General features: G+C 45.7%; 16 protein-coding genes. 9 read left to right on the top strand and 7 right to left on the bottom strand.

The annotated features are described in order from the left end of the window. Window positions 1–51: 51 nt before the first annotated feature. The 6 genes from AB4307_RS01600 to AB4307_RS01625 all read right to left on the bottom strand — a co-directional run bounded on the left by AB4307_RS01600 (window position 52) and on the right by AB4307_RS01625 (window position 8,739). Window positions 52–915, bottom strand: coding sequence for a nuclear transport factor 2 family protein (locus AB4307_RS01600; protein ID WP_372130900.1), 864 nt, complete (start codon window positions 913–915; stop codon window positions 52–54). Window positions 916–1,036: 121 nt separating this feature from the next. Then, the gene (locus tag AB4307_RS01605) at window positions 1,037–1,927 is read right to left on the bottom strand and encodes a helix-turn-helix domain-containing protein (RefSeq protein WP_372130902.1); all 891 of its coding nucleotides are present in this window, start codon (window positions 1,925–1,927) and stop codon (window positions 1,037–1,039) included. A 275-nt stretch (window positions 1,928–2,202) separates the two neighbouring features. Next, entirely contained in the window at window positions 2,203–3,729 is a 1,527-nt protein-coding gene (gene putP / locus AB4307_RS01610; RefSeq protein ID WP_372130904.1) for a sodium/proline symporter PutP, read from the bottom strand. Window positions 3,730–3,879: 150 nt separating this feature from the next. Next, entirely contained in the window at window positions 3,880–4,584 is a 705-nt protein-coding gene (locus tag AB4307_RS01615) for a 1-pyrroline-5-carboxylate dehydrogenase (RefSeq protein WP_372130906.1), read from the bottom strand. 11 nt (window positions 4,585–4,595) lie between these two features. Then, complete coding sequence (putA, locus tag AB4307_RS01620) at window positions 4,596–7,733, bottom strand: bifunctional proline dehydrogenase/L-glutamate gamma-semialdehyde dehydrogenase PutA (RefSeq protein WP_372130908.1); 3,138 nt, start codon at window positions 7,731–7,733, stop codon at window positions 4,596–4,598. A 181-nt stretch (window positions 7,734–7,914) separates the two neighbouring features. After that, window positions 7,915–8,739, bottom strand: coding sequence for an AraC family transcriptional regulator (locus tag AB4307_RS01625; protein ID WP_372130910.1), 825 nt, complete (start codon window positions 8,737–8,739; stop codon window positions 7,915–7,917). Between the two features lie 483 nt (window positions 8,740–9,222). Here AB4307_RS01625 and AB4307_RS01630 point away from each other — a divergent pair, with 483 nt between their 5' ends. From AB4307_RS01630 to AB4307_RS01640, 3 genes are all read left to right on the top strand, one after another. Beyond that, entirely contained in the window at window positions 9,223–10,326 is a 1,104-nt protein-coding gene (locus tag AB4307_RS01630; protein ID WP_017065149.1) for a PEGA domain-containing protein, read from the top strand. A gap of 244 nt (window positions 10,327–10,570) precedes the next feature. Then, complete coding sequence (locus tag AB4307_RS01635; RefSeq protein ID WP_372130912.1) at window positions 10,571–12,400, top strand: SUMF1/EgtB/PvdO family nonheme iron enzyme; 1,830 nt, start codon at window positions 10,571–10,573, stop codon at window positions 12,398–12,400. A 364-nt stretch (window positions 12,401–12,764) separates the two neighbouring features. Further along, on the top strand, window positions 12,765–13,547 hold the full coding sequence (locus AB4307_RS01640; protein WP_372130914.1) for a helix-turn-helix transcriptional regulator: 783 nt from the start codon (window positions 12,765–12,767) through the stop codon (window positions 13,545–13,547). Window positions 13,548–13,649: 102 nt separating this feature from the next. Here AB4307_RS01640 and pdxH read toward each other — a convergent pair whose 3' ends face one another. After that, window positions 13,650–14,285: a pyridoxamine 5'-phosphate oxidase gene (pdxH, locus tag AB4307_RS01645; RefSeq protein ID WP_017061203.1), complete on the bottom strand. Its 636-nt coding sequence runs from the start codon at window positions 14,283–14,285 to the stop codon at window positions 13,650–13,652. A gap of 167 nt (window positions 14,286–14,452) precedes the next feature. On the opposite strand from pdxH, the gene AB4307_RS01650 reads away from it, so the two are divergent. The 6 genes from AB4307_RS01650 to AB4307_RS01675 all read left to right on the top strand — a co-directional run bounded on the left by AB4307_RS01650 (window position 14,453) and on the right by AB4307_RS01675 (window position 24,011). Next, window positions 14,453–16,375 (top strand): sensor histidine kinase, encoded by a 1,923-nt coding sequence (locus AB4307_RS01650; protein ID WP_372130916.1) that lies wholly within the window; start codon window positions 14,453–14,455, stop codon window positions 16,373–16,375. 68 nt (window positions 16,376–16,443) lie between these two features. After that, on the top strand, window positions 16,444–17,730 hold the full coding sequence (locus AB4307_RS01655) for a sigma-54-dependent transcriptional regulator (protein ID WP_017061205.1): 1,287 nt from the start codon (window positions 16,444–16,446) through the stop codon (window positions 17,728–17,730). A gap of 112 nt (window positions 17,731–17,842) precedes the next feature. Next, entirely contained in the window at window positions 17,843–19,234 is a 1,392-nt protein-coding gene (locus tag AB4307_RS01660) for an HlyD family type I secretion periplasmic adaptor subunit (protein WP_017061206.1), read from the top strand. Window positions 19,235–19,293: 59 nt separating this feature from the next. After that, complete coding sequence (locus AB4307_RS01665; protein WP_019823329.1) at window positions 19,294–19,962, top strand: transglutaminase-like cysteine peptidase; 669 nt, start codon at window positions 19,294–19,296, stop codon at window positions 19,960–19,962. Window positions 19,963–19,967: 5 nt separating this feature from the next. Beyond that, window positions 19,968–21,878, top strand: coding sequence for a bifunctional diguanylate cyclase/phosphodiesterase (locus AB4307_RS01670; protein ID WP_372130918.1), 1,911 nt, complete (start codon window positions 19,968–19,970; stop codon window positions 21,876–21,878). 18 nt (window positions 21,879–21,896) lie between these two features. Next, window positions 21,897–24,011, top strand: a complete 2,115-nt coding sequence (locus AB4307_RS01675; protein WP_017061209.1) for a type I secretion system permease/ATPase — start codon at window positions 21,897–21,899, stop codon at window positions 24,009–24,011. The last annotated feature ends 85 nt before the right edge of the window (window positions 24,012–24,096 follow it).

Below are 24,096 nucleotides of genomic sequence, written 5' to 3' on the forward strand. Positions count from 1 at the left end.
TTATGAAAGTGCCGATTTATAAAATCATTTTAGGTTCAATATAACTCCAACTTAGAAGCCAAATTTACCATTGTCATTTTTCCACTCTGAGCGCGCAGGAATGGTTTCGATGGTGTCCCAGTGCTCAACGATCTTGCCGTTATCAACACGGAACAGGTCATAAAAAGCAACGTGGTTATTCATGAATTGGCCTTCACTGATCGACAACACAAAGTTACCTTGACCCAAGATCTTATGGTTAGCGGTATAAACCATTGGCATGCCCGCTTCCGCTAACGCCCCCAAAGCTTCACCCAAACCGCTTAGGCCATCGGCTACACCTGGGTTGTGCTGTAAGTAAGCACTGTCTTCATTGTCGATATAGTTATTAATCTTCGCCATATCACCACCGATCAAGATGTCTTTGACAAACCCATCGACAAGCTGTTTATTTTGATCCGTTTTCTCTAGGTCTACGACTTTAGTCGCACCATCTAATTGAGTTCGTCCACTTGCGTTTGGCTTAGCAATTTCTTGCAGGTTGTCCCAATGCTCAACTATCTGTCCCTCTTCAAAACGGAACACGTCAAAGCCGACTTTAGGGCCGAAGAAGTTGTATTCAGTGTGTGTTACTACGAAATCACCGTCTTGAAATGAGCGTTTCACTTGCGCTTTCGCTGAACCTTCTGGAAGCATTTGTAATACTTCACCAAAGCCCGCTAAGCCATCACCTACCACTAGGTTATGTTGAATGTACTTTTCAGGGTTAATGTAGCTCACCGCTTTTGCATCACCCGTTTCAATGCTAGAAATGACCGCTACCGCTTTTTCTTGAATAGACAGCTCTTGTGCAGCCACAGAACCGGTAACAACAGAAGCAGCAAGTACGCCAGCAGTTAGTAGTGTTGATTTGAATGTGTTATTTATTGTTTTCATTATTGAGTCCTCTCGTTGGCTTGGAAACTATATTAGTCAACGAGAGAGGCTCACGGCAGAGTGGATTTAGGCAGAAAAATGGTAGATATCGAACCTTAGATGATTCGTTTCGACCCATTCACTATTCAGAGAGGGAAGGCTTGGAGTACTTCTTTTGAAACTCACTAGGCGTCATCTGAGTATGATTTTTAAAGTACTTAACGAAATTACTGGCGTCTTCAAACCCAAAATCCGATGCCATTTTCTGAGACGTAATATTGGTTACCACCAGCTGACGCTTCATTTCTAAAACAGTAAAAGAGTCGATGATCTGCTTAGCAGTTAACCCCGTTGCGACTTTGCACACTTGGTTCAACGTCTTGTAGGTGGTATTAATTTGATTGGCGTACCAGTTTGCATCACGCACGCGCAGGTAGTTGTTTTGAAGCAATTCGAAGTAGCGGGCAAACTTAATGTTCTGCTGCAAACTCAAAGCATCTTGCTTCACTTCTGGTCGTAGGCGATGAAGAATCAGAGCTAGTGCTGAGAACAAGTACATGACAATCAAGGGATCGGATTCTGCCTGATTCAGCTCCGTCATAATTTGCTTAATAATACTTTGCGTCCGCTCTTGGTGGGACTCGTCTAGTGACAACAGTGCCGAGTGCGCCTTGTTCAAGTGAGTAGGCGTGTAGTTTGGCAACTTCATATTAGCGTGAACGCTGTCTAAGAACGCTTGAGTAAACAAAACCGCAGTGCCTTGTGGCTTGTTACTAAAATCAAAGGCGTGCACCTGCTCTCTTTGAATGAACAACACGCTCCCTTGGCTAAAAGGATAGTCCTCAAAATCGACCATGTGCGTGCCAGAGCCTTGTTCAATAAACAAAATCAAGAAGAAGCTAACACGATGAGGCAATTGAGGATCGTGGTTAATATTGCTTTCTGAATAGAGCCGAGACAAGGGCACAAACTCCAGCTCAGCTTGCGCCGTTTTCTCGTGGTTAAAGCTAATATTCGGGATTACTTGAGGCACTATAAACTTCCTATTCATTCACTCAACGACTCTTAGCAAGAGTAATGTATCGCCGCAGGAACTGAAATGCTCTGAGCCTAGAAGTATGACTTAGCCAGCGTCACCAACAAGGTAAACATGCTCAATACACTCAACTTGCCAGACGCAACACAAGGTCAAAGCATTTAGATATAGGCAAAAAAAATAGAGCCACCGAAGTGACTCTATTGCTTTTATTTTTCAATTTCTTTTTAGCTAACGTTCTTTGCTAATTCACATCTGTTTTACAATGTAAATTAGTCTAGCTCAACGAGGTTCTTCTCGAACTCAGCGTGCTGCTTCTTAACTTCGTCTTCAGGCTCGCCCGTAATTAGACTCACGATAACGATAGAAAGAGTCGATAGGATGATTCCCGGTACAATTTCGTACACATCGAACCAACCGCCCGTGAACTGTTTCCAAAGTACAATCGTAACACCACCAACCACGATACCCGCTAGAGCGCCGTTACGGTTCATACGAGACCAGTACAGGCTCAATACGATAGCTGGGCCGAATGCAGCACCAAAACCAGCCCATGCGTAAGACACAAGGCCAAGTACTGAACTGTCTGGCGTCATCGCTAACACAAGTGCAATAAGAGAGATTAGGATTACCGCGAAACGGCCTACACGAACGATCTCTTCAGACGTCGCATCTTTCTTAAGTACTTGCTTGTACAGATCTTCTGCTAGTGCAGATGAAGATACCAATAGCTGTGAATCCGCAGTACTCATGATTGCCGCTAGGATTGCAGCAAGTAGGATACCTGCGATTACTGGGTGGAACATCGCGTTCACAAGAAGCATGAAGATCTTCTCACCATCATCTAGCTTAGGAGCACCAGAGTTAGTCACGTAGATTAGACCGACAAGACCCACTAGCATTGCACCAACCATAGACAGTGCAGACCATACCACCGCGATACGACGCGCTGTTGTTAGGTCTTTATTGCTACGTGTTGCTTTGAAACGAGCAAGGATGTGTGGCTGACCGAAGTAACCTAGACCCCATGCCGCTAGCGAGATGATCGCGATAGCAGAAAGAGGCTCACCTTTCGCATCATTCCATAGCGTGAGTAGCTCTGGGTTGATGTTATGAAGGTCAGTAGATAACTGGCCAAGGCCGCCGTTCATTGCTGCGATTGGTACAATCAATAGCGCAGCAGACATTAGTAGGCCTTGAACCAAGTCAGTCCAAGATACCGCTAGGAAACCACCAAACAGGGTGTACGAAACCACACATACGGTACCGATGATTACCGCAGTTGTGTAATCTAGGCCGAATACCGTTTCAAACAATTTACCACCTGCTACCAAGCCTGAGCTTGTGTAGAAAAGGAAGAATAAAAGGATAAAGAAAGCAGAAATTGTTTGGATCAGCTTAGAGTTATCGTTGAAGCGACGAGATAGGAACTCAGGCAGCGTCAGTGATTCAGTTGTAATACTGTAAGTACGTAGGCGTTTAGCACTGATTAACCAGTTTGCCCAAGTACCAACCAGTAGGCCACCAGCAAGCCAGAATGCTTCAAAGCCAGCAGCATAAGCGTAACCAGGCAGGCCAAGTAGCAACCAACCACTCATGTCTGATGCACCAGCAGAAAGTGCAGCAGGCCATGGGCCTAACGAACGACCACCTAGGAAGTAGTCAGTTGAGTTAGATGTACGTTTGTAAGCAATAACACCGATCGCTAGCATCATAATTAGATACGCAATGAACGTCGTCGTTATTGCAAAACTGTTTTCTATCATTTGATAGTCCTCATTTTGTAGAAAGCCTTCCATGCCTAATTCAATGCAAGACACTCACCGTAAAGGCAAGCGAGTGCATTGAGTTAGGTATTCAGGCTCCAAAGCACTAAGGGTTGAATCCAAAAATGGAGAAACCAAAAAATGGAAACAACCAAAGGAGCTTAGAGCCAATTTTACTGAAGGTTAGTGAGCTTCGCTTCCAAGTTCGAGCAAGGTCGCGTTACCGCCCACGGCTGTTATATTTATAGTTCGCGTACGCTCGGTAATGAAGCGCAGCGATAGGTGTGGATCATTAGCAACATTCATTGTCGCCAGATCCGTTTCAGCCACTAAACCGACGATTGCACCGTCACGCTTAGCAAGCTGTAAATTGATAGCTTGTGCCGTTTGTGAATTACCCACGTAACCTGCACTTCGCACATCGCAAGACAGCAGCTGTTGAGCAGCGTCATACGAGGAAACCTGTACTAAGTTAGTTGGTAGATTCGCTTGTTTTGCAGCATCAGCAATTAAGGTATTGAACTGCACGTCATCACTGCACAATTGAACGCTGTTACCTGCCAATAGTGCTGCAGTAATCATCGCTGTTGCAGTTTGCAGTGCCGGCACTTTCTCTTCGCAATCATCAACAATCACCAAAGCTACACCGCGGCCAGCGGCATACAACTCATTGGTTTCGCCCGTAGGACCCGCCATTAGATGATGATCTGAAAGCAGCGCAGACGCTTGCTCTAGATGATAAGTCGCCACCGCTGCCAGAGGCGCAGATTGGCTTTCGATCTCTGATTTAAATGAAAGTACCTGAGCACTCTTATGATCAAAGTCGGTAAGATTCCATTGTTCCCACGCTAACAAAGCATCAGAAAAACCTGTCACTTGATGAACCATGATGCTGCTCCTTATACCTTGTCTTGTGATTGAGAAAAATGAACATCAGTAAAGCGGTATAGGTAGTGAGGACCACCCGCTTTAGGGCCTGTACCCGACAAGCCTTGACCACCGAATGGTTGAACCCCAACAACAGCGCCCACTTGGTCACGGTTGATGTAGCAGTTACCCACACGAATGTGTTTCTCGATCCAACGATAAGTTGTTTCGTTACGGCTGTGGATACCCATAGTTAGGCCAAAACCGGTTTGGTTGATTTGGTCTACTACTTGTGTCAACTCACTCGCTTTGAAGCGTACGATATGCAGCACAGGGCCAAACTGTTCTTCTTTCAAGCAGCTGATGTCATCGATTTCAAACGCACTTGGTGGAACAAAGTCACCATGTTCACAATCCGTACCTAGAGAAAGTTGAGCCACCTTCTTCTGGGTATTGGTCATGTTTTCTAAGTGTGCCAACAACTTCTGTTTCGCGTTTTGGTCGATAACAGGGCCGACATCGGTTTTATGAAGATGTGGAATGCCAACACTCAGCTCGTCCATTGCACCGTGAATCAATGCAATTACACGGTCTGCGATGTCTTCTTGGATGTAAAGCACACGCAGTGCAGAACAACGTTGACCAGCTGAAGCGAATGCCGAACGAATAACATCACGAACTACCTGCTCAGGCAGTGCGGTACTGTCGACGATCATCGCATTCTGACCACCGGTTTCCGCGATAAACGGAACAGGCTTAGCGTTACGACTCGCCAATGACACGTTGATACGTTGTGCTGTTGGTGTTGAACCCGTAAAGGCAATGCCCGCAATCGCATCGTGGCTAGTTAGCGCACTGCCGATCTCAGCGCCACGACCCGGTAGTAACTGAATCGTGCCAGCAGGGAAACCCGCTTCATTCATCAGTTCAACGGCGCGAGCTGCAATCAAGCTTGTTTGCTCGGCAGGCTTAGCCACAACCGTGTTACCCGCAACCAAAGCTGCTGTAATTTGGCCAAGGAAGATAGCTAATGGGAAGTTCCAAGGGCTAATACAAACGAACACACCACGACCTTGTCGAGAAGCGATTCGTGTTTGGCCATCAAAACCTTTTAGTTCGAAACCTTGTAGGTTATCTGCTTGTTTTGCGTAGTAACGACAGAAGTCGACTGCTTCACGCACTTCATCAACGCTATCGTGAATCGTCTTACCCGCTTCTTGATGACAAATCGCCACCAGCTCAGCTAGGTTGTCTTCCATTAGGTCAGCCAGCTTCTCAAGTGCAGCCGCTTTGGTTTCAACCGATGTTGCGTTCCAATCAGGGAATGCAGCATCTGCGCCAGTGATCGCTGCGGAAACATGATCAAGGTTAGCGAAAGCCACCTGACCCACATTAATACGACGATCATAAGGTGCAGTCACTTGCTCAACGTTCTGATCAGCCTTGATCATGCTTTCGGCAAGAGATTCACCGTTGATCACAGGGCCAGCAGTCCATTGATTGTTTAAGAAGCCTTTTACTTGCTCTTCAAACTGATGCGCTTCGCTTTCAATATCAATGTTTACACCGTATGAGTTTTTACGCTCAGGGAACACCGCTGGAGGCAGAGGAATCTTAGTGTTGTTCAATGTATCGAATGCCAGAAGCATATCGACAGGGTGTTGAGTCAGCTCTGCCACTGGGCAACGAGCGTCAACCAAACGGTGTACAAACGAGCTGTTTGCGCCGTTTTCTAGCAAGCGACGTACTAGGTATGGCAGTAGATCTTTATGGCTGCCAACCGGCGCGTAAATACGTACCGACTGTTGGTAAGCTTCCATCGCATGGTTGTAAAGAGAATCACCCATGCCGTGTAAGCGTTGGAATTCAAAGTCTTTATGCTCGGTCATTACTGCAATAGCAGAAACCGTGTGAGCATTGTGACTCGCAAACTGCGGGAAGATCTTGCCACGAACGCTTGGGCTCAGTAGGTAACGCGCACACGCAAGGTAAGCCACATCCGTCGCTTCTTTACGCGTGTAAACTGGGTAATCAGTAAAGCCCGCTTGTTGCGACCATTTGATTTCACTATCCCAGTACGCACCTTTCACCAAGCGAAGCGGGATCAAATCACCCTGCTCTTTCGCTAGGCGGTTTAGCCATACTAGAACCGGTAGTGCACGCTTTGAGTAAGCTTGAATAACCAGACCAAATTTACCCCACCCTTTTACAAGGTCAGTGCGGTACAGTTTTTCGAATAGTTTAAGAGATAGCTCTAGGCGATCCGCTTCTTCCGCATCAATCGTAATTGCAACATCAAGCTCTACTGCGCGGCGCAATAGCTGCTCTAACGTGTCGCAAAGTTCTGTCAATACGCGGTCTTCATTCGCCACTTCATAACGTGGGTGAAGCGCAGAAAGCTTGATAGAAACAGACGGTGCTGGGCTAGATTTTGAAGAGACGTATGTGTCTCGACCTACGGCTTCAATCGCCATTAGGTAATCTTTGAAGTATTTGTTTGCGTCAGCAGTGGTCAATGCCGCTTCACCTAGCATGTCGTATGAGTAGGTAAAACCTTTATCACGCATAGACTTACCGTTCTTTTGCGCTTCAGCAATGCTGCGGCCAAGAACGAATTGGTGACCCATCACCTTCATTGCTTGGTGCATCGCTTTACGAATTACCGGCTCAGAAAGCTTGTTCACTAAGCGGTTTACCGCTTGACCTGCACTCTGCTCTTTAGATGAAAGCCCAACTACCTTACCCGTTAGCATCAATCCCCAAGTGGATGCGTTAACAAACACTGAGTCAGAATTCTTTAGGTGAGATTTCCAATCCGCAACGCTGAGTTTGTCGCGAATCAATGCATCAGCCGTTGCTGAATCAGGAATACGCATCAAGGCTTCCGCCAGACACATCAGCAAGATGCCCTCTTGAGTATCTAAGCTGTATTCAAGCAACAGTGCATCGATCATCTGGATAGAAGTCTTATCCGCACGGATAGCTTCGATCAATGAGGTCGTTTTCTCTGAAATTTGCTGCTTTTCTGACTCAGAAGGGGTAGCTAGCGGCAGAAGTTGCTCTAGCCATTGGGTTTCATCCACCATATATAATGGTGAGATAAGCGACCATAGATCAGTAAGCGACTGCTCATTGAATTCTGGCTTTAACACATCAGTAGCTGTAAACATGCGTTTTCCTTAATCTCACACCCGGAATTAGCCCGGGATCTCTACAATGGCTGCAGTGTATTTAGAGTATATAAGGATTACTTGTCAAAAACTCCGAGTTTTTTGCTAAAAACTCGCTTTATTAACAAAACAAACACAACGTCACATATGAAACTTTAAAATAATATGCCGTTTTGTTTCACTATTTAACAGAAATTTTCTTTTTGTATTGGGATGGAGACATGCCTTGAAGGCGTGAAAAGGTATGAGTAAAAGAGGATTGACCGGAGAAACCCGCCAGCTCAGCGACCTGGCCAAGGCTAAGATTACCTTGTTCAATTAAGCGGCGAGAACGATCGATACGCTTACCTAATACATACTGGTGAGGAGTAATGCCCATTTGCTCTTTGAATAGCATGTGGAACTGGCTTTCGCCCAAAAACACGCTGCCTGCAAGCTGCGCGACGGAGATCTTATTCGCGAGGTGTTGCTCGATATAGCGATCCAATGCTTCAAGATCAAAACGCGAGTCTTTAATTGAGGTTTCAAATGCCGAGATGTGTCTTTGCATCAGAGCGATCACCGTGTCATTGCAGGCACGGCTTAACAATAGATCATCCGGGCTCGCCTGCATTTCTTGCACCAACATATGGATAAGCTTTTGAATTTGCGCGTCTAATTGAAAGTAGACGTTCGAAGATTCAAGCTGGTTAATCTTCTCTAGCATCAGCGGGTCGTCGTCACTAGGCACGGGCATGTTAAGCACCAAAATATCGGACTGACCGACCACACCACCGAAAGCATGATCAGAGCTCGCCGTCACCACACAACCTTGTCCAGGGCCAACAAGATTCCCCTTACCGCTGACTTCAAATTCAGCCTGACCTTTTAAACCAATCACCACCTGAGAATAACTATGATCGTGACAATCCATATGCGATGGCAAAGTGATGATCTCAGCAGGTCTAGGGCCAGTAAGGCCTAGCGGAGAAAGGTCTAGGTTAGGAAAGGGTAAAGGTTTAGACATGACAGACAAATACTCGGGTCAACATACTAAGAATAATACTCTTAAATGCGCATAAGATGAATTTGTAAATGTTCTTGAGAGTTATTTGCTCGCGTGAACGAAAAGATCATTATCGCGATCATCATGATCATGCCTCCGGAAAGATGATCAAGAGTGTACAAACTACGGGCTATGTAAAACCAATCGTTCCGGCGAGTTTAGGGGCTTCACAAGCAATGACACAAGCACGAAAAACCATGTGGTCAATAAATGCTTTTTCACGCCAACATAATGAATAAATTTTCTTATATAGCTCAAATAATTGGCTATAAGCCTGTAAAAAGTGTATCCGAAGTACCGAAACTTGGCTTTTGAGTAGATTGGATAGCAATAAAACGGTATAAAGACGGGTACTGTGTTAATTGCTAATAACTAGTGACTCACAACTAGGAAGTAGACACTTTATTAACGAGCCAATTTTCAATCTACAAGTTGCAGGGACCTATGACTAACTTTCGAATTTCAGCGCTTTTACTTGCGCTATCCCCACTTTGGGTATCTGCATCGGTATCCGCTGAAGAACTGAATCAAGTCGATCCCGTTTCAGCTATCGATGCAAAGCTAACAGAGAAAAACTCAGATATTGAGCGTATTTCAGCAACCAAAGTATCGGCGACTGAAAACCTAAAACAACTTCAAAACAAGAACAGCAAGTTGTTGCGCGAAGGTGAAGAACTTAAGGCAAAACGTAACAGAGCCAAGTCTGTACTCGACAAACAGTACAGTCGCTTGCTTGAAGATCCAGAAACAGATTTAGTCTCTTTCCAGAAAAGTTACCAAGACGCTTGGGCTGCGGTTAAAGAGAATCAATCGTCTCAGCTAGATAACGAACAAGCGATCAACGAGAGCGAAATTCACCTTTCTCAAATCAAGCAAAAGCAAGCTCGCCTGAATAATGAGCTGGCAAACTTGAGAGAGTCAAAAGTTGAAGCTCGCGTAAAACGTATCGCAACAGAACTGCGTGAAAGTGCGGTGCTTGAAACCAGCTATACCACCACATGTTCATCAACAATGACACTTGGTGAGTGTACTGCACAGGGTAAACACCTGACCAATCAAAAAGCCGTGCAAACGTTCAAGAGCCAATTACTTGAGCAGCTCACAGAAAGCACACTTGCGAAGCAAAACTTACAAGGTGTTCAGCTGAATATCCATGTTCAAGACAGCCAAGCGATCAAGAGCGGCTTCTCTGGTAACAACTCTTACTTCATGCAGATGCAAGCTCAACTTCAAGCAAAACCTGAAGCAGTTGCAGCATGTAACCTATTGAATGTTTCGACTCGCTACTGTTTAACAGGCAGTGACGCAGCAGTCGTTAAGAAGAGTGACAAACAGTGGGCTAACGTGACGGTACGTTCTGATCAGTACAACGACTCAGTAACCATCAACGGCATTAAGTATGGCAGCACCCCTCTTGAGGTTGCGCTACCAAGTGGTCGTCACCAAGTAACCATTTCAAAACAAGGTTACGAGTCTTACAACCGCACAGTTACCATCAACGGCAGCGACACGATTTGGGTTAAGCTTCTTCCTAGCAAAGAAAGCTAAACACCCTTTGTATATAGAGCCTGAGCCAATTCAAAACGCTTAGCTCGATATCAGATAGCCGTGCCTATTTCACAAAGCTGAATGAACACTCGCCATTTTGTTGATAGTTATAAACTGTATGATCGTTACAAATTTGTATGGTCGTTATAACCTTGTTTTATCGTTATAAACAGTAGCTGCAGACGAAATGGCGTTCTCGTTTAGAATATTCGATTAACCTAAATTACGATTGAAGTAGCCCATCATGCGCCAAGGTCTTCCTACTCTATTATTTGCACTTGCTCCATGCTTAATGACGCCAGCTGTTTTTGCTGAGGCAACACCACCAGCGATCGCGTCATCTGTCACCGACATTGAAAGCTCACTTTTTGAAAAGCACGCCGAGTTAACGGCTATCGAAAAGAAATTAGCCGACAAACAAAACGAAGTCGACAATCAGGCGCAGCAAACGGCACGTCTAGCTGAGTTATCAGCTCAAGCAGAGCAAACACTCGCAAAGGCAAAAGCCAGCCTAGAGCAAGATTACACGCGCATGATTGATGATCCCGATTTCGATATCTCGCTTGCTCAAAAACGCTTCCAAGACGCTTGGAAAACCGTAAAAGAAGGCAAACTTGCGATTTCAGACTCAGAGCAAAAGCAGCAAGGCTTGGTGATGGAGCTTGAGGCTATCCAAGCCGAGAAAGCCGCGGCAGAAGCTTCAATCGCAAACCTAAACCAAGACAAGCTAAGAGCAAGAGCAGAGCGACTAAGGTACGAGATCACTCAGACGGAAGAGCAAACTGTTAGCTTTACCAACCGTTGCAGCAGCGATATGACACTGGCGCAGTGTTCAGACCAAACGGTGACTTTGGCACTTCAAAAAGCGGTAAAACAATTCCAACACAGCCTAATCGATAACGCGACTGAATCGAAAACAGTGAAAGAGCACCTTGCGTCTGCTTCGCTGAACATTCACGTTCTGCAACACAAAGTGAAATCCTCTGGCTTCTCTGAAGATAACCGTTACCGAGCGGTGATTGCGGCGAACCTAGAAACTCGTCCAGATAAGAACACACCTTGTCGCCTGCTTGGTATTCAGTCATCAAACTGTTTCACACAAAGCGAGCAACAAGCCAACGAGCAGCAAAAAGAAGTTGCTTGGGTTAACTTGGCGGTGCGTTCAAATCAATACAACGACAATGTTTCTATCAACGGCGTGAACTATGGCAGTACACCGGTTGAAGTGATGTTACCGACGGGCCAACACATGGTCACGATCGAAAAAGAAGGCTACCTTTCTTTCCATCAAGAGCTGAAGATAGCCCGCGATCACAACCTACGAGCCGTATTGCAAGCGAAACAGAATTCATTAAATGTCGGCACCAAGTTTGCCGATCCGATGGGTAACGACATTCAGAGCCCTGAAATGATTGTTGTCGGCTCGGGTCGCTACCTACTGGGTGAAAATAACGCACAACAAGTGACGATCAAACAGCCGTTTGCATTAGCCGCAACACCAACCCGTGTTCAAGACTTCAAAGCATTCGTAAAAAACACAGGCTACCAGACAGACGCTGAGCTGATGAACACCTGCGATACATTCGTCAATGCAGAGATCACAACCGTTTCAGATAAAGACTGGCAGAACCCAGGCTTTAAGCAAGCTAATAACTCACCGGTAGTTTGTGTTAGCCAAAACGATGCCAAAGCTTATACACGTTGGTTATCTAAAAACACCGGCTTCACTTACCGCTTGCCAACACCACAAGAGTGGGAAGCTGCAGCAAGAGCTGGCCAAGACACCAACTTCTGGTGGGGCAATGAATTCCGTTCAGGCAAAGCCAACACTGGCTGGGCGGGTACACCATGGTCAAACGTTAGTACATCTCCGGTTAAGTCATTCCAACCAACACCAACAGGCTTCTACGACATGGTGGGTAATGTATGGGAATGGACAACCGTTCAGAAAGGCCTAGCGAAAGGTGGCGCGTGGAGCTTCTCTCCTGAAGAAGCAAAAGTGTTTAACGAACTGTACGTACCGCCTTCAACGGCAGCGAACTATCTAGGATTCCGAGTAGTACGAGAGCTGTAGGCTCCCAGTCATAGGCTCAGAACCCCAAATATTTACTCTAGGTTCTCAATTATCACATTGAGCAACATTTATAGGGGAATTCCCCCCTTATGCATAAGCACTCCTAGGAGTAGATTCGTCGATAGAGTAGTAAGTCACTCTGGGTATCAAATTGATGCCTCAGTTTAATTTACCTGACCCTCGTAAATTAGACTGAAAATCTTCTACATGTCGACAAGGCATATCTTGTCTTTAGCCAGCCCCTCTTCAGGCTGGCTTTTTTTTGCCTGATTATCACCCTTTATGCCCATCGATTCTCCGTGATTGACACAGTTAATCAACAGTCCGTTTAACTGTCAGTCACCCCTTATTTTTCGTACTCTAATTGCCATTGCAGCGCTATAAGAAACTGATATCATTGCCATACCTCAGCTTACGAGATAAAACCTTGCCAGATCCACTCAACTCCATACATCGTTCTTTATTCGAACAACTTCCAGGCTGCTGGGGCTGCAAAGATACTGACTCGGTCTTCGTGTATGCCAACCTTGCTTACAACCAATTGATTGGCTTAAAACCCAATGAGACTTGTACTGGCTTGACCGACTTCGACATGCCCAGTCAAACCACTGAGTGCGCACAAGATTTCAGGGCTCAAGACAAACATGTAATGGATACACGCAGTACCCTTAAGATTCTCGATATTCACCCCTATCCAGACGGACGCTGGCACGCCCATATCTTTACCAAAACCCCTTGGCTTGATGATGACGACAACGTCCAAGGCACCATCTTCTATGGCCAAGAGCTTACCGATACCGCGATCTTAGAGGTTGGTCATTGGGTTTGTCAGGCCACAGGAACAAAAGGCGATCAGGCATCGCTTGCGGGGTCAGAGCCGCGCGTGTCTAAGCTGCAAAAGCGGCTGACTTCGAGAGAATCAGAGGTACTGTTCTTACTGCTTTTCGGCAAGAAACCACAGTACATCGCGTTGACGTTAAACATTTCAATCAAAACGGTCGAAGGTCATGTCGCCAGATTGAAACAGAAGTTTGATGCACGCAGTAAAAGCCAATTGATTGAGTATGCATTGGATTCAGGATTGGGCTCAGTGATCCCAGAAACTCTGCTCAAAAAACAGATCTCTGTTGTTCTTCACAGTAACTGATTGACTGTTCATCTGAAAATGCAGACAAAAAAATGCCGTTGATTTGATAAGTCTAATCAACGGCATTTTTAGATCTGTTAAGCAGCTAAGCGATCAAAAAGCCTAAGGCGCTAGGCGATCAATATCCCAACTGTTGTCTTGGCGAGAGAACAAGAAACGGTCGTGCAAGCGGTGTTCACCACCTTGCCAAAACTCAATGCTATCTACACGTACACGGAAACCACCCCAGAAAGAAGGCACGGGAATCTCGCCTTTGGCAAACTTCTGTTTAAGCTCTAGATACTTACCTTCTAAAATCCCACGCGCTGAGATGCGGCTACTCTGCTTACTTGCAATCGCGGCCAATTGGCTCTCTTTTGGACGTGACGAGAAGTACTTCATATTTTCCATAGCCGTTAGCTTTTCAGCCGTGCCCGTAATATGAACTTGTCGCTCAAGTGGATGCCAAGGAAAGTGCAAACTGATTTTGCTGTTGTGCTCAAGCTGGTGCGCTTTACGGCTACCTAGGTTAGTGTAAAAAACGAACCCGTCTTTATCAACATTCTTCAGCAGAACAATGCGTTGGAATGGCTGACCATTTTCATCAACCGTAGCAACTGTCATGGCAGTAGGGTCCGTCAACTTCGCTTCAATGGCTTGCTCTAGCCATAGGTTGAATTGCTCAATCGGGTCTGCGGCCAAGTCTTTACGTCTCAATCCACCCTTAGCGTATTCGCGACGAATATCTGTCAGTTCCATTTGGTTGCTCCTTTTAATTTTTTTGTGATTTTGCGCCGTAATCCTTTGAAACACAAGTCTAAGCCATGGTTTTGTCTCACAGAAGGTGCTCTGTGTTAACAAGATCTCGGTACTCTCTCCATCATATTGATAATCTTTATACAAACCGATGACAAGCTGAGATCCGAGTGACCAAAATACTGCCTAACCTAATGACGCCCTTTGTTTTATTCTCATTGTTATTGGGAGCTGCAGGGCTGACCGCAACCCACTTTATGGCAGTACAATTCCAAGAAAAAATCGTCACTCAGCAACTCGATGAAGCGGCGAATAAAGCCAATCTACAAATCGATTCTGAACTGGATAAATTCAAACAGATCCCGGATTTGCTCAGTCATGACCCGCGCTTGCTCTCTTATTTTGACTCATCACAACGAGCAAACAAGATTTCCGCTGCGCAGCTCAATCAATTGCTGTTTGAATGGTCGAATCAAAGCCAGGCCGACACCATCTATATTCACGACCCGAGCGGTACTGTGGTCGCTTCCAGTAATTACCAAAAGCCTCGTACCTTTGTAGGTGAGAACTTCTCGTTTCGTCCCTACTTTGCTTCTGCCATTCAAGGTAACAACACACAATATGTCGCGCTAGGCGCTCGCTCGAACGTACGAGGTTATTTTCTGTCTTCACCTCTGTATATCGACAAGGAAGTTGTTGGCGTTATCACGGTAAAAGTGAGCTTAGAAAATCTCGAAAACATCCTGACCAGCGACGATTTTGAGATCGTAGTACTCGACTCTAACCAAGTGGTCTTTCTATCAAGCCAAGCTCCGTGGCTTTACCATTCATTGTTGCCATTAACGCAGCAACAACAAACGGATATCGCACTTCAACGCCAATACGGTCAAAGCGAAATTTCGATCATCGAAGCCTTTCGTTCTTCAAGCTCTCAGTCAGAAGCGAGCAATACCAATCAATCTAGCAACCTTCAATCCAATGAAATCCGAAAAGAGCTCACCGCCAACCAGTTATTCAAGCTTGGTGCTTTTAATCTTTACCCTGCAACGGTCAGCAACAACCAGTACCAAGTTGTCGCACTAAAAGAGACCAGAGCTGAACTTATTAAAATCTTTCAGATCGATGTCATCTTCGTGGTGATTTACAGCTTGGTGATGCTCATCGCTTGGTCGTGGCGCCAGACTTATCTCGCGAAAGTGGCGTTGACCCGACTCAACCAAAACCTAGAGCAAACCGTTGATAAACGCACTCACTACTTGAAGCAATCCAATCAGCAGCTGCAACAAACCCTTTTTCAATACCAAGAGTCGCAGTCGAAGTTGAAACAGACAGAACAAGAGCTGACACAAACCGCGAAACTAGCGGTACTCGGTGAGCTGTCAGCCAGCATTAACCACGAAATCAACCAACCGCTTGCAGCACTGCGAACCTACAGTGAAAACAGCTTAAAGCTACTGGAAATGGAACGAACCGATTTAGTGAAAAGCAACCTTGAGAAAATGATTGGCCTCAACAACACCATTACCGACATCATCGCGCGACTCAAAGTCTTTACTCGCAAGGTCACCAAACAAGAACATCATGTGGCGAACCTGCATCAAGCGGTCAATAACGCCACTAGCATTCTCAGTGCGCTGATGATCAAGCAAGGCATTACGCTAAGGCTAAGCACGGTGCCAGATGACATCAATATTGCGATTCATCCAACCGAACTCGAGCAAGTACTAGTGAACCTGATTCACAACGCGACTCAAGCGCTGCAACAACAAGTTCTTGAACACAAAATCTTGCAGGAGCAACAAAACCTGGAAAGCGTTGACCAACAGGCTAGCCCACAGATAGGCATCGAATGGCAACTGCATCATGACGCTTGTCAGCTGATCATTTGGGATAACGGAATTGGCATGCCGAACGATAAGCTAGAACAGCTGTTCGACCCGTTTTTTACCACCAAACCGGAAGGCTTAGGGCTAGGGCTTTCAATATCGAAACGGATTATTGAAGCGTATCACGGCACGATCAGCGCGAACCGATTAGAGCCTTCAGGCATGGTATTCTCGCTAAGCATCCCGTTATATAACGATAAGGGCTAACACGCCGTTGTTATCGCTGATTAGAAAACGAATCTCACATACTGCTAAGGACTCGACTTTTGCACTCTATGCCTAAACTCTATTTTGTCGACGATGAACCCGCCATTCGAGACTCCGTAGAACAAGCCATGCTCATTGAAGGCATCGATATCGTCTGCTTTCCCAATGCTATTGAGGCATTAAAGAAAATAGATACCACGCAAGCCGGAATTGTCATCACCGATATTCACATGCCAGTGATGGATGGCATTCAATTAACGCAAAAATTACTGAGCCAAAACCCTCATTTTCAGGTCATCGTACTTACCGGACATGGTGACGTGCAAACCGCGGTATCCGCAATGAAAGCCGGCGCTTACGATTTTCTGGAAAAGCCATTTGTGGTCGATGCCCTACTCACTGCCGTTAAAAAAGCCGCAGATAAACTCGCACTGGTTGAAGAGAACAACCTATTGCGCAAAGAGTTGGCAATGCAAAATCAGGTTGGCCCAAAACTGATTGGTCAATCTCCATCAATGCAGGCATTGCGCCGAGAATTGATCACCCTAGATACCAAAACTAACCCACTTCTATTGTTTGTTGGTGATTTAGGGACGGGGAAAAGGGTCACTGCACAATACACCCATGATTTACACAGTCATCAAACCGCGGAGCTTTGCCCTGTCGCGGCGTTTAATTTGCCACGCAGTGACGAAGCGACATTCCATCAGTTTGTTTTGCAACTGTTCTTAAAGCATCAAGGTGGAACACTCTATATCCATGAAACAGAAGCGTTAACTTCGCAGCAATGGCTATGGTTAGCCGCTCTAAAACCCACTCTACTTCATGAAAACTCATGCAAGACCAATGCAACTTGTATCATTATCGCAACTACAGTAGTTCCTACTACAATTACAGGTGAACTACGCCGGTTTAATTTACTACCCTTGGCGCAAAGAACGGAAGATATTGGCTCTTTATTCAAACACTTTGCTCGTGGTGCGGCCAGTCGCTATCAGCTGCCACCCCCCGTCATTACAGAAAAAGAGATTCAGCGACTCATTGCAACGCATTGGACGGAGAACATTCGTCAGCTTCGCCAACATGCCGAACTCAGAGTGCTGACTCAAATTAAGCAGCCGTCGCTCGACAGCGATACTGATGAGCAAAATGAACTCGATATGAGCATTGAAGAGCAACAACAGTCGTTGAACCAACGCACCGATAGCTTTGAACAAATTATCTTGATTGAGGCGCTACATCGCCATCAAGGTCGTTTAAAAGAGGTACAACAAGAGCTGCAGGTGTCGCGAAAAACACTGTATGACAAACTAAGAAAGCACCAACTCGATAAAACAGATTTCAAGAACCGATAAGTCTTAAAAAATATATAAATTCAAAGATTTAAATGAGCAAAATCTTAACATTTATCAAAAGTAAGAATACACTCAATAGGCTTGCACTTTTATTTAGCGAACAAGGACTGTTATGAGTCAGAAAAATTTCAGCAAATTGAACGAGACCGAGCTTGAGTATGTCGATGATAAAACAGCGGCACTACTCCTCAATACGCCCACCAGTGCGCGAATTATGTTGTGGGTGATCGTTCTGTTTTTTATTGCTGCTATTGGGTGGTCTGCATGGGCAGAGATCGACAAAGTTACCGTTGGCCAAGGCAAAGTGATCCCCTCCTCTCAGATCCAAGTGGTACAAAACCTTGAAGGTGGCTTGGTTAAAGAAATCTTAGTTAAAGAAGGCCAACGCGTTCAAAAAGGTCAACAACTGCTGTTAATCGATGACACACGATTCCGTTCTGACTTCCGCGAACGTGAACAACAAGTCGCGAACTTGACCGCCAACGTGTTAATGCTTTCCGCTTCCCTGACCAGTGTTGTCATCAATGAAGAATTCTCTGAAAAAGAATGGAAGAAAAGTGTCACTCTCGATTATGGCAAGCTTGCGTTCCCACCTAAATTCTATGAACTTCAACCTCAACTGGTTAATCGTCAAAAAGCAGAATACCGTCAAGATCTCAATAATCTGAGAAACCAGCTTTCCGTTTTTGATCAACAAGTTGAACAGAAACAGCAAGACCTAGTTGAGATTAAAGCGCGTGTTCGAAACCTAAAACAGAGCTACCAGTTTGCTCGCCAAGAACTGGATATCACCAAACCTCTCGCCGATGAAGGGGTGGTACCACGAATTGAATTACTTAAACTGCAAAGACAAGTGAACGACACTCGCCGAGAAATGACTTCGAGCGAGCTAAAAATTCCTCTTTTACGCTCAGCAATCAAAGAATCCATGCTCAGCCGTATTGACGCCGCACTGAACTTCCGCTCCGAACAACAAGAAAAACTCAATCAAGCCCAAGACAAGCTCTCTGCAATGACCGAATCTGCCGTTGGCCTAGAAGACAGAGTAAACCGTACCGTGGTGGTTTCTCCTGTAACAGGCACCGTTAAAACATTGGGTATTAATACTGTCGGCGGGGTTATCCAACCGGGTATGGACATCGTTGAGATTGTACCAACAGAAGACTCTCTATTGGTTGAAGCGAAAATCGCCCCGCAAGATATCGCGTTCCTACGCCCAGAATTGACTGCCATCGTTAAATTCAGTGCTTATGACTTCACTAAGTACGGTGGTCTAGAAGGCGTGTTAGAGCACATCAGTGCCGATACCACTCAAGATGAAGAAGGCAATAGCTTCTATATCGTGCGCGTGCGCACCGAAAAACACAATTTTGGACAGAACGAAGAGTTGCCAATCATTCCAGGTATGACCGCCTCTGTCGATATCATCACGGGTAAAAGAACCGTGCTTGAGTACATGTTGAAGCCACTATTAAGCGCTCAAAACAATGCACTAAAAGAGTAATGACGTTTGATGTTTGATAACGCCTTTCAATACACAGCAAATAGACAAGAGCAGAGGTTATGAAGTCTCGGATTTCGCTATTGCTGCTGGTCCTCACCTCTTTCACCTCTGTGGCGCTCAACAAGAGCGACCAACGGTGGATAGATGCAGTGACCAAAACCTACGGCGATAGAGCCGGAAAGCGAGTGGCAACATGGCGCTCAAATATGACGTCATACGACGGATTAAGTGAAAAAGAGAAGCTCAGGTCGGTGAACCAGTTCTTCAACCAGATGTACTTTGTCGATGACAACATACTGTGGGGAAAGAATGATTACTGGGCAACACCACTGGAATTTTTAGGCAGCAACGCCGGTGATTGTGAAGACTTCACAATCGCAAAATACTTCTCTTTGCTTGAACTGGGCGTCCCAGATAAGAAATTACGATTAGTGTACGTAAAAGCACTGGAACTAAACCAGTTCCACATGGTGTTAGCTTACTACTCAACACCGAGTGCAGAGCCATTAATTTTGGACAACTTAAACCCTGAAATTAAACGCGGTTCCAAACGCCCAGATCTAAGACCAATTTACAGTTTTAACGGTAAAAACCTTTGGTTGATCAAGTCGGCAGCAGGCAGCGGCAAGTTGGCAGGGAAATCTTCAAGATTGAGCTTATGGAACGACTTACGTTCACGTGAGCGCTCTCTAAAATTAAACAAACCCATTATCAATTACGATGAGTAGGTACAATGACTTTATATAAACAGCTTGTGGTCGGGATGGTTGCAGTGTTCATACTGCTGATGACGTCAGTTTTTATGATCGAATTCAATACCACCCGTGGATACTTAGAGGAGCAGCAACGCTCTGAGGTAAGTAATACCATTAATACTGTTGGACTGGCTCTCGCCCCTTACCTAGAAGAAAAGGACAAGGTGGCAGTGGAGTCTGTTATCAACGCCCTGTTTGATGGCAGTTCTTACTCAGTCGTTCGATTGATCTTTCTCGATAGCGGTGAAGACATTCTCCGCTCATACCCTGTAAAGCCAACTGGCGTACCAGAGTGGTTTACCAACCTAAACCTGTTCGAGCCTGTTCATGACCGCCGCGTGATCACCAGTGGCTGGATGCAATTGGCCGAGGTCGAGATCGTAAGTCACCCAGGCCCTGCCTACGATCAACTTTGGCAAGCATTCATCCGCTTACTGAGCATATTTGGCACGATCTTCTTGCTCGGTTTGGTGTCTATCTCTTGGATCCTTAAGCGCGCTTTACGCCCGCTCTCGTTGATCATTACCAAGATGGATCAGATCGCCAAGAATCAGTTTGGCGAACCTCTGGCTCGTCCAAAGACAAAAGATCTCACCTTGGTTGTCGATGGTATCAACCACATGTCGACTCAAGTTGAACTGGCATTTAAAAACCAAGCGAAAGAAGCTCAGAAGTTACGTGAAAGAGCATATATCGACCCTGTATCTCAGCTAGGTAACCGTGCTTACTACATGTCTCAGTTAACTCAATGGTTAGAGGAGTCGAGCTTAGGTGGTTTAGCGGTACTTAAAGCGGAGTTTATCAGTGAAGAGTACGATGAAAAGGGCTATCAAGAAGGTGATGCCTTGGTTCATCAACTGGCTGAACAGCTGCAAGCTTCAATTTCATCTCCAGATATCACCATCGCTCGTATTTCTAGTGACGAGTTCGGTTTCATCATGCCAAACATTGATGAGAGCGAACTGAAACTTGTCTCGAGCAGCATCGTAAACTGTATCCAGAGCCTAGGTTCAGACCCAACAGGCACTGCGAATCCACATATTGCTCTTGGTGTGACCTACAGCAACAAGCGTAAAACCAGTACTGAAATCATGTCGCTGGTGGATAACGCACTCTCAAGTGCCAAGGCGAATCGAGAACTTGCTTACGGCTACGTAACCGCAGACGATCACGGCGCAGTGATGGGCAAACAACAATGGCGTATGTTGGTTGAAGAAGCGATCATCAACGACCTCATTACCTTCCGTCTGCAGGCTGCAAACAATGCCTTTGGTAAAACGTATCACCAAGAGGTGTTCTCTGCGATTGAAAAAGATGGCGTGCGTTACGGTGCTAACCAGTATCTATACGCGCTAGAACAGCTTGAAATGAGCCACATTCTCGACCAATACGTTATTGAGAAGATGGTTGAAAAGCTCAATGCAAAAGAAGTAACCAGCCCAGTCGCTATTAATCTCTCGCCAAGCAGTATATCTCAACCAAGCTTCATCCGTTGGATCGGTAAGACGCTTGAACAGAATGCTTCAATCGCTCACCTGTTGCACTTTGAGATTCCAGAAAACTGCTTCATCAACGTTCCGCACTACACGGCACTTTTGTGTAACACCATTCGCAACGCTGAAGCGGTGTTTGGTGTCGATAACTACGGACGTAACTTCCAATCACTGGATTACATCAACGAATACCGTCCAAGCTATGTGAAGCTAGATTACCTGTTCACACATAACCTTGATGACGAAAAACAGAAGTTTACCTTAACGTCGATCTCTAGAACCGCTCACAACCTAGGCGTCACCACCATCGCGTCTCGAATAGAAACTCAGACTCAGCTAGATATTCTGTCTGATAACTACGTAGAAGTGTTCCAAGGCTTCATTGTTGATAAATAGTTGTAAGGGTTATATCACATGCAAGATCCACTATTGAACTCACTGATCTACGTTAGCCGGTATTACGGGTTAGCTAACTCGCCCGAAGCGTTGATCAATGGGCTACCACTATCCGATGGAAAGCTAACCCCTTTCCTATTCCCACGCTCTGCTGAACGAGCAGGATTAGTGGCAAAAGAAAACCGTTCCGACTTAGAAAAGATTCCTCACCTGATACTGCCTGCGGTCTTACTACTTAAACAAGGTGAGGCGTGCGTTCTCAACAGTATCGATTTAGAGAAGCAAGAAGCGGAAATCATTACTGCGGAAAGCGGAATGGTGCCAATCATCATTCCTGTCGAAGAGCTGAAAGAACAATTCATCGGCCGCTACTTCTTGGTAAAGAAACAGTTCCGTTATGATGAACGTTCACCAGAAGTTCTAAAAACACGTAAAGGGCATTGGTTTTGGAGCACGATTTGGGAATCTAAAAACATCTACCGAGATGTGTTGATTGCCTCCATTCTTATCAACATCTTCGCGATTGCCGCGCCGATGTTTACACGCTTGGTGTACGACAAGGTAGTTCCCAACCTCGCCTTTGAAACTTTGTGGGTGCTAGCGAGTGGTATCTTTGTCGTGTTCCTTTTCGATCTGCTTCTCAAGTTAATGCGCAGTTACTTCATTGATGTCGCGGGGAAAAAATCCGATATCCTAATTTCCTCTAAATTGTTCAGTAAAGTTCTGGGTATTCGCATGGAAGCAAAGCCTGCCTCTGTTGGCGCTTTCGCGAAAAACCTGCAAGAATTTGAATCAATCCGTGAGTTCTTTACCTCAGCAACCATTGGCTCGTTAATCGACCTCCCCTTCGCACTGATGTTCTTAGCGCTAATTTGGTTAATGGCTGGAAACCTTGTGTTTGTTCCCGTTGCTGGCGTGGTCATTTTGATCGTCTATGCATTGCTAATCCAAGGTCCACTGCGCCGTACCATTGAGGAAGGCTCTCGTCTTGCTTCGCAGAAGTACGCGAACTTAATCGAGAGTTTGGCAGGGTTAGAGACGGTTAAGCTGTTCAGTGCGCAAAGCCAATTCCAATTCCGTTGGGAAGAAGCCGTTGCTCACATGGCGAATTGGAATATCAAAAGTCGACGCATCACTGACAGCATCCAAAACACCGCCGGCTTTGTTCAGCAAAGTACTAACGTTGGTATGATCATCTTTGGCGTGTATCTAATTGCAGAAGGTGAACTTACGATGGGTGGCTTGATCGCTGCAACCATGTTGAGCGGCCGAGCGATTGGCCCGCTTGTTCAACTGTCTTTGCTTTCGACTCGTTACAACCAAGCAAAGTCATCAATGACTCTGATTGAGCAAGTGATGTCGATGCCTGATGAACAAGAAGAAGGTAAACGCTACATTCACCGTCCGATTATTCAGGGCCATATCGCGCTAGATAAAGTGACGTTCCACTACCCAGATTCACCAGTGGCTTCAATTAGAGACTTAACCCTCAATATTAGTCCTGGTGAGAAAGTAGCAATCATTGGTCGTATTGGTTCAGGTAAAACCACACTAGAACGTCTGATTATGGGCCTGTACAAGCCCACAGAAGGCCATGTACGTATTGATGACACGGATATGGAGCAACTGCATCATGTCGACGTACGACGCAATATAGGTTGTGTTCCGCAAGACAGTAACCTGTTCTACGGTTCAGTAAGAGACAACATTACTTTAGGTCGTCCTTTGGTGGATGACCGTGACGTGATGGATGCAGCAAACCGTGCGGGGGTAACCGCGTTTACTCAACAAGATCCTGCAGGTTTGGAACGCCAAGTGGGTGAAGGTGGTGCCTTGCTGTCTGGTGGACAACGTCAGTCAATTGCCATTGCTAGAGCCTTCCTTGGCCGTCCGCCAGTGTTGTTGATGGATGAGCCGACCAGTGCTATGGATAACCGTTCAGAGATGCACATCAAACACCAACTTAACCAATTGCTACCAAGCGAGACGTTGATTCTGATTACACACAAAACGTCGATGTTGGACATTGTCGATCGAGTGATCGTAATGGAGAAAGGCTGCATCATTGCAGATGGTCCAAAAGCACAGGTTCTTTCAGACCTTAAACAAGGCCGAGTGAGAGCCGTTAGTTAGAGCGCTCAAATCACCTAAATAAATCATTATCAGTAGAAACCCAAAGGGGAGCATCAGCTCCCCTTTTTCGATTTGTCAGTATCGG

The sequence above is a fragment of the Vibrio sp. 10N.261.52.C2 genome (genome assembly GCF_041471425.1).
GTDB lineage: Bacteria > Pseudomonadota > Gammaproteobacteria > Enterobacterales > Vibrionaceae > Vibrio > Vibrio crassostreae_C.

Bases quoted from the DNA above. Each gene is read 5' to 3' on its own strand.
- AB4307_RS01600 (WP_372130900.1), bottom strand. From the start codon at position 915: ATGAAAACAATAAATAACACATTCAAATCAACACTACTAACTGCTGGC.
- putP (WP_372130904.1), bottom strand. From the start codon at position 3,729: ATGGAAGGCTTTCTACAAAATGAGGACTATCAAATGATAGAAAACAGT.
- AB4307_RS01615 (WP_372130906.1), bottom strand. From the start codon at position 4,584: ATGGTTCATCAAGTGACAGGTTTTTCTGATGCTTTGTTAGCGTGGGAA.
- putA (WP_372130908.1), bottom strand. From the start codon at position 7,733: ATGTTTACAGCTACTGATGTGTTAAAGCCAGAATTCAATGAGCAGTCG.
- AB4307_RS01625 (WP_372130910.1), bottom strand. From the start codon at position 8,739: ATGTCTAAACCTTTACCCTTTCCTAACCTAGACCTTTCTCCGCTAGGC.
- AB4307_RS01630 (WP_017065149.1), top strand. From the start codon at position 9,223: ATGACTAACTTTCGAATTTCAGCGCTTTTACTTGCGCTATCCCCACTT.
- AB4307_RS01635 (WP_372130912.1), top strand. From the start codon at position 10,571: ATGCGCCAAGGTCTTCCTACTCTATTATTTGCACTTGCTCCATGCTTA.
- pdxH (WP_017061203.1), bottom strand. From the start codon at position 14,285: ATGGAACTGACAGATATTCGTCGCGAATACGCTAAGGGTGGATTGAGA.
- AB4307_RS01655 (WP_017061205.1), top strand. From the start codon at position 16,444: ATGCCTAAACTCTATTTTGTCGACGATGAACCCGCCATTCGAGACTCC.
- AB4307_RS01660 (WP_017061206.1), top strand. From the start codon at position 17,843: ATGAGTCAGAAAAATTTCAGCAAATTGAACGAGACCGAGCTTGAGTAT.
- AB4307_RS01665 (WP_019823329.1), top strand. From the start codon at position 19,294: ATGAAGTCTCGGATTTCGCTATTGCTGCTGGTCCTCACCTCTTTCACC.
- AB4307_RS01670 (WP_372130918.1), top strand. From the start codon at position 19,968: ATGACTTTATATAAACAGCTTGTGGTCGGGATGGTTGCAGTGTTCATA.
- AB4307_RS01675 (WP_017061209.1), top strand. From the start codon at position 21,897: ATGCAAGATCCACTATTGAACTCACTGATCTACGTTAGCCGGTATTAC.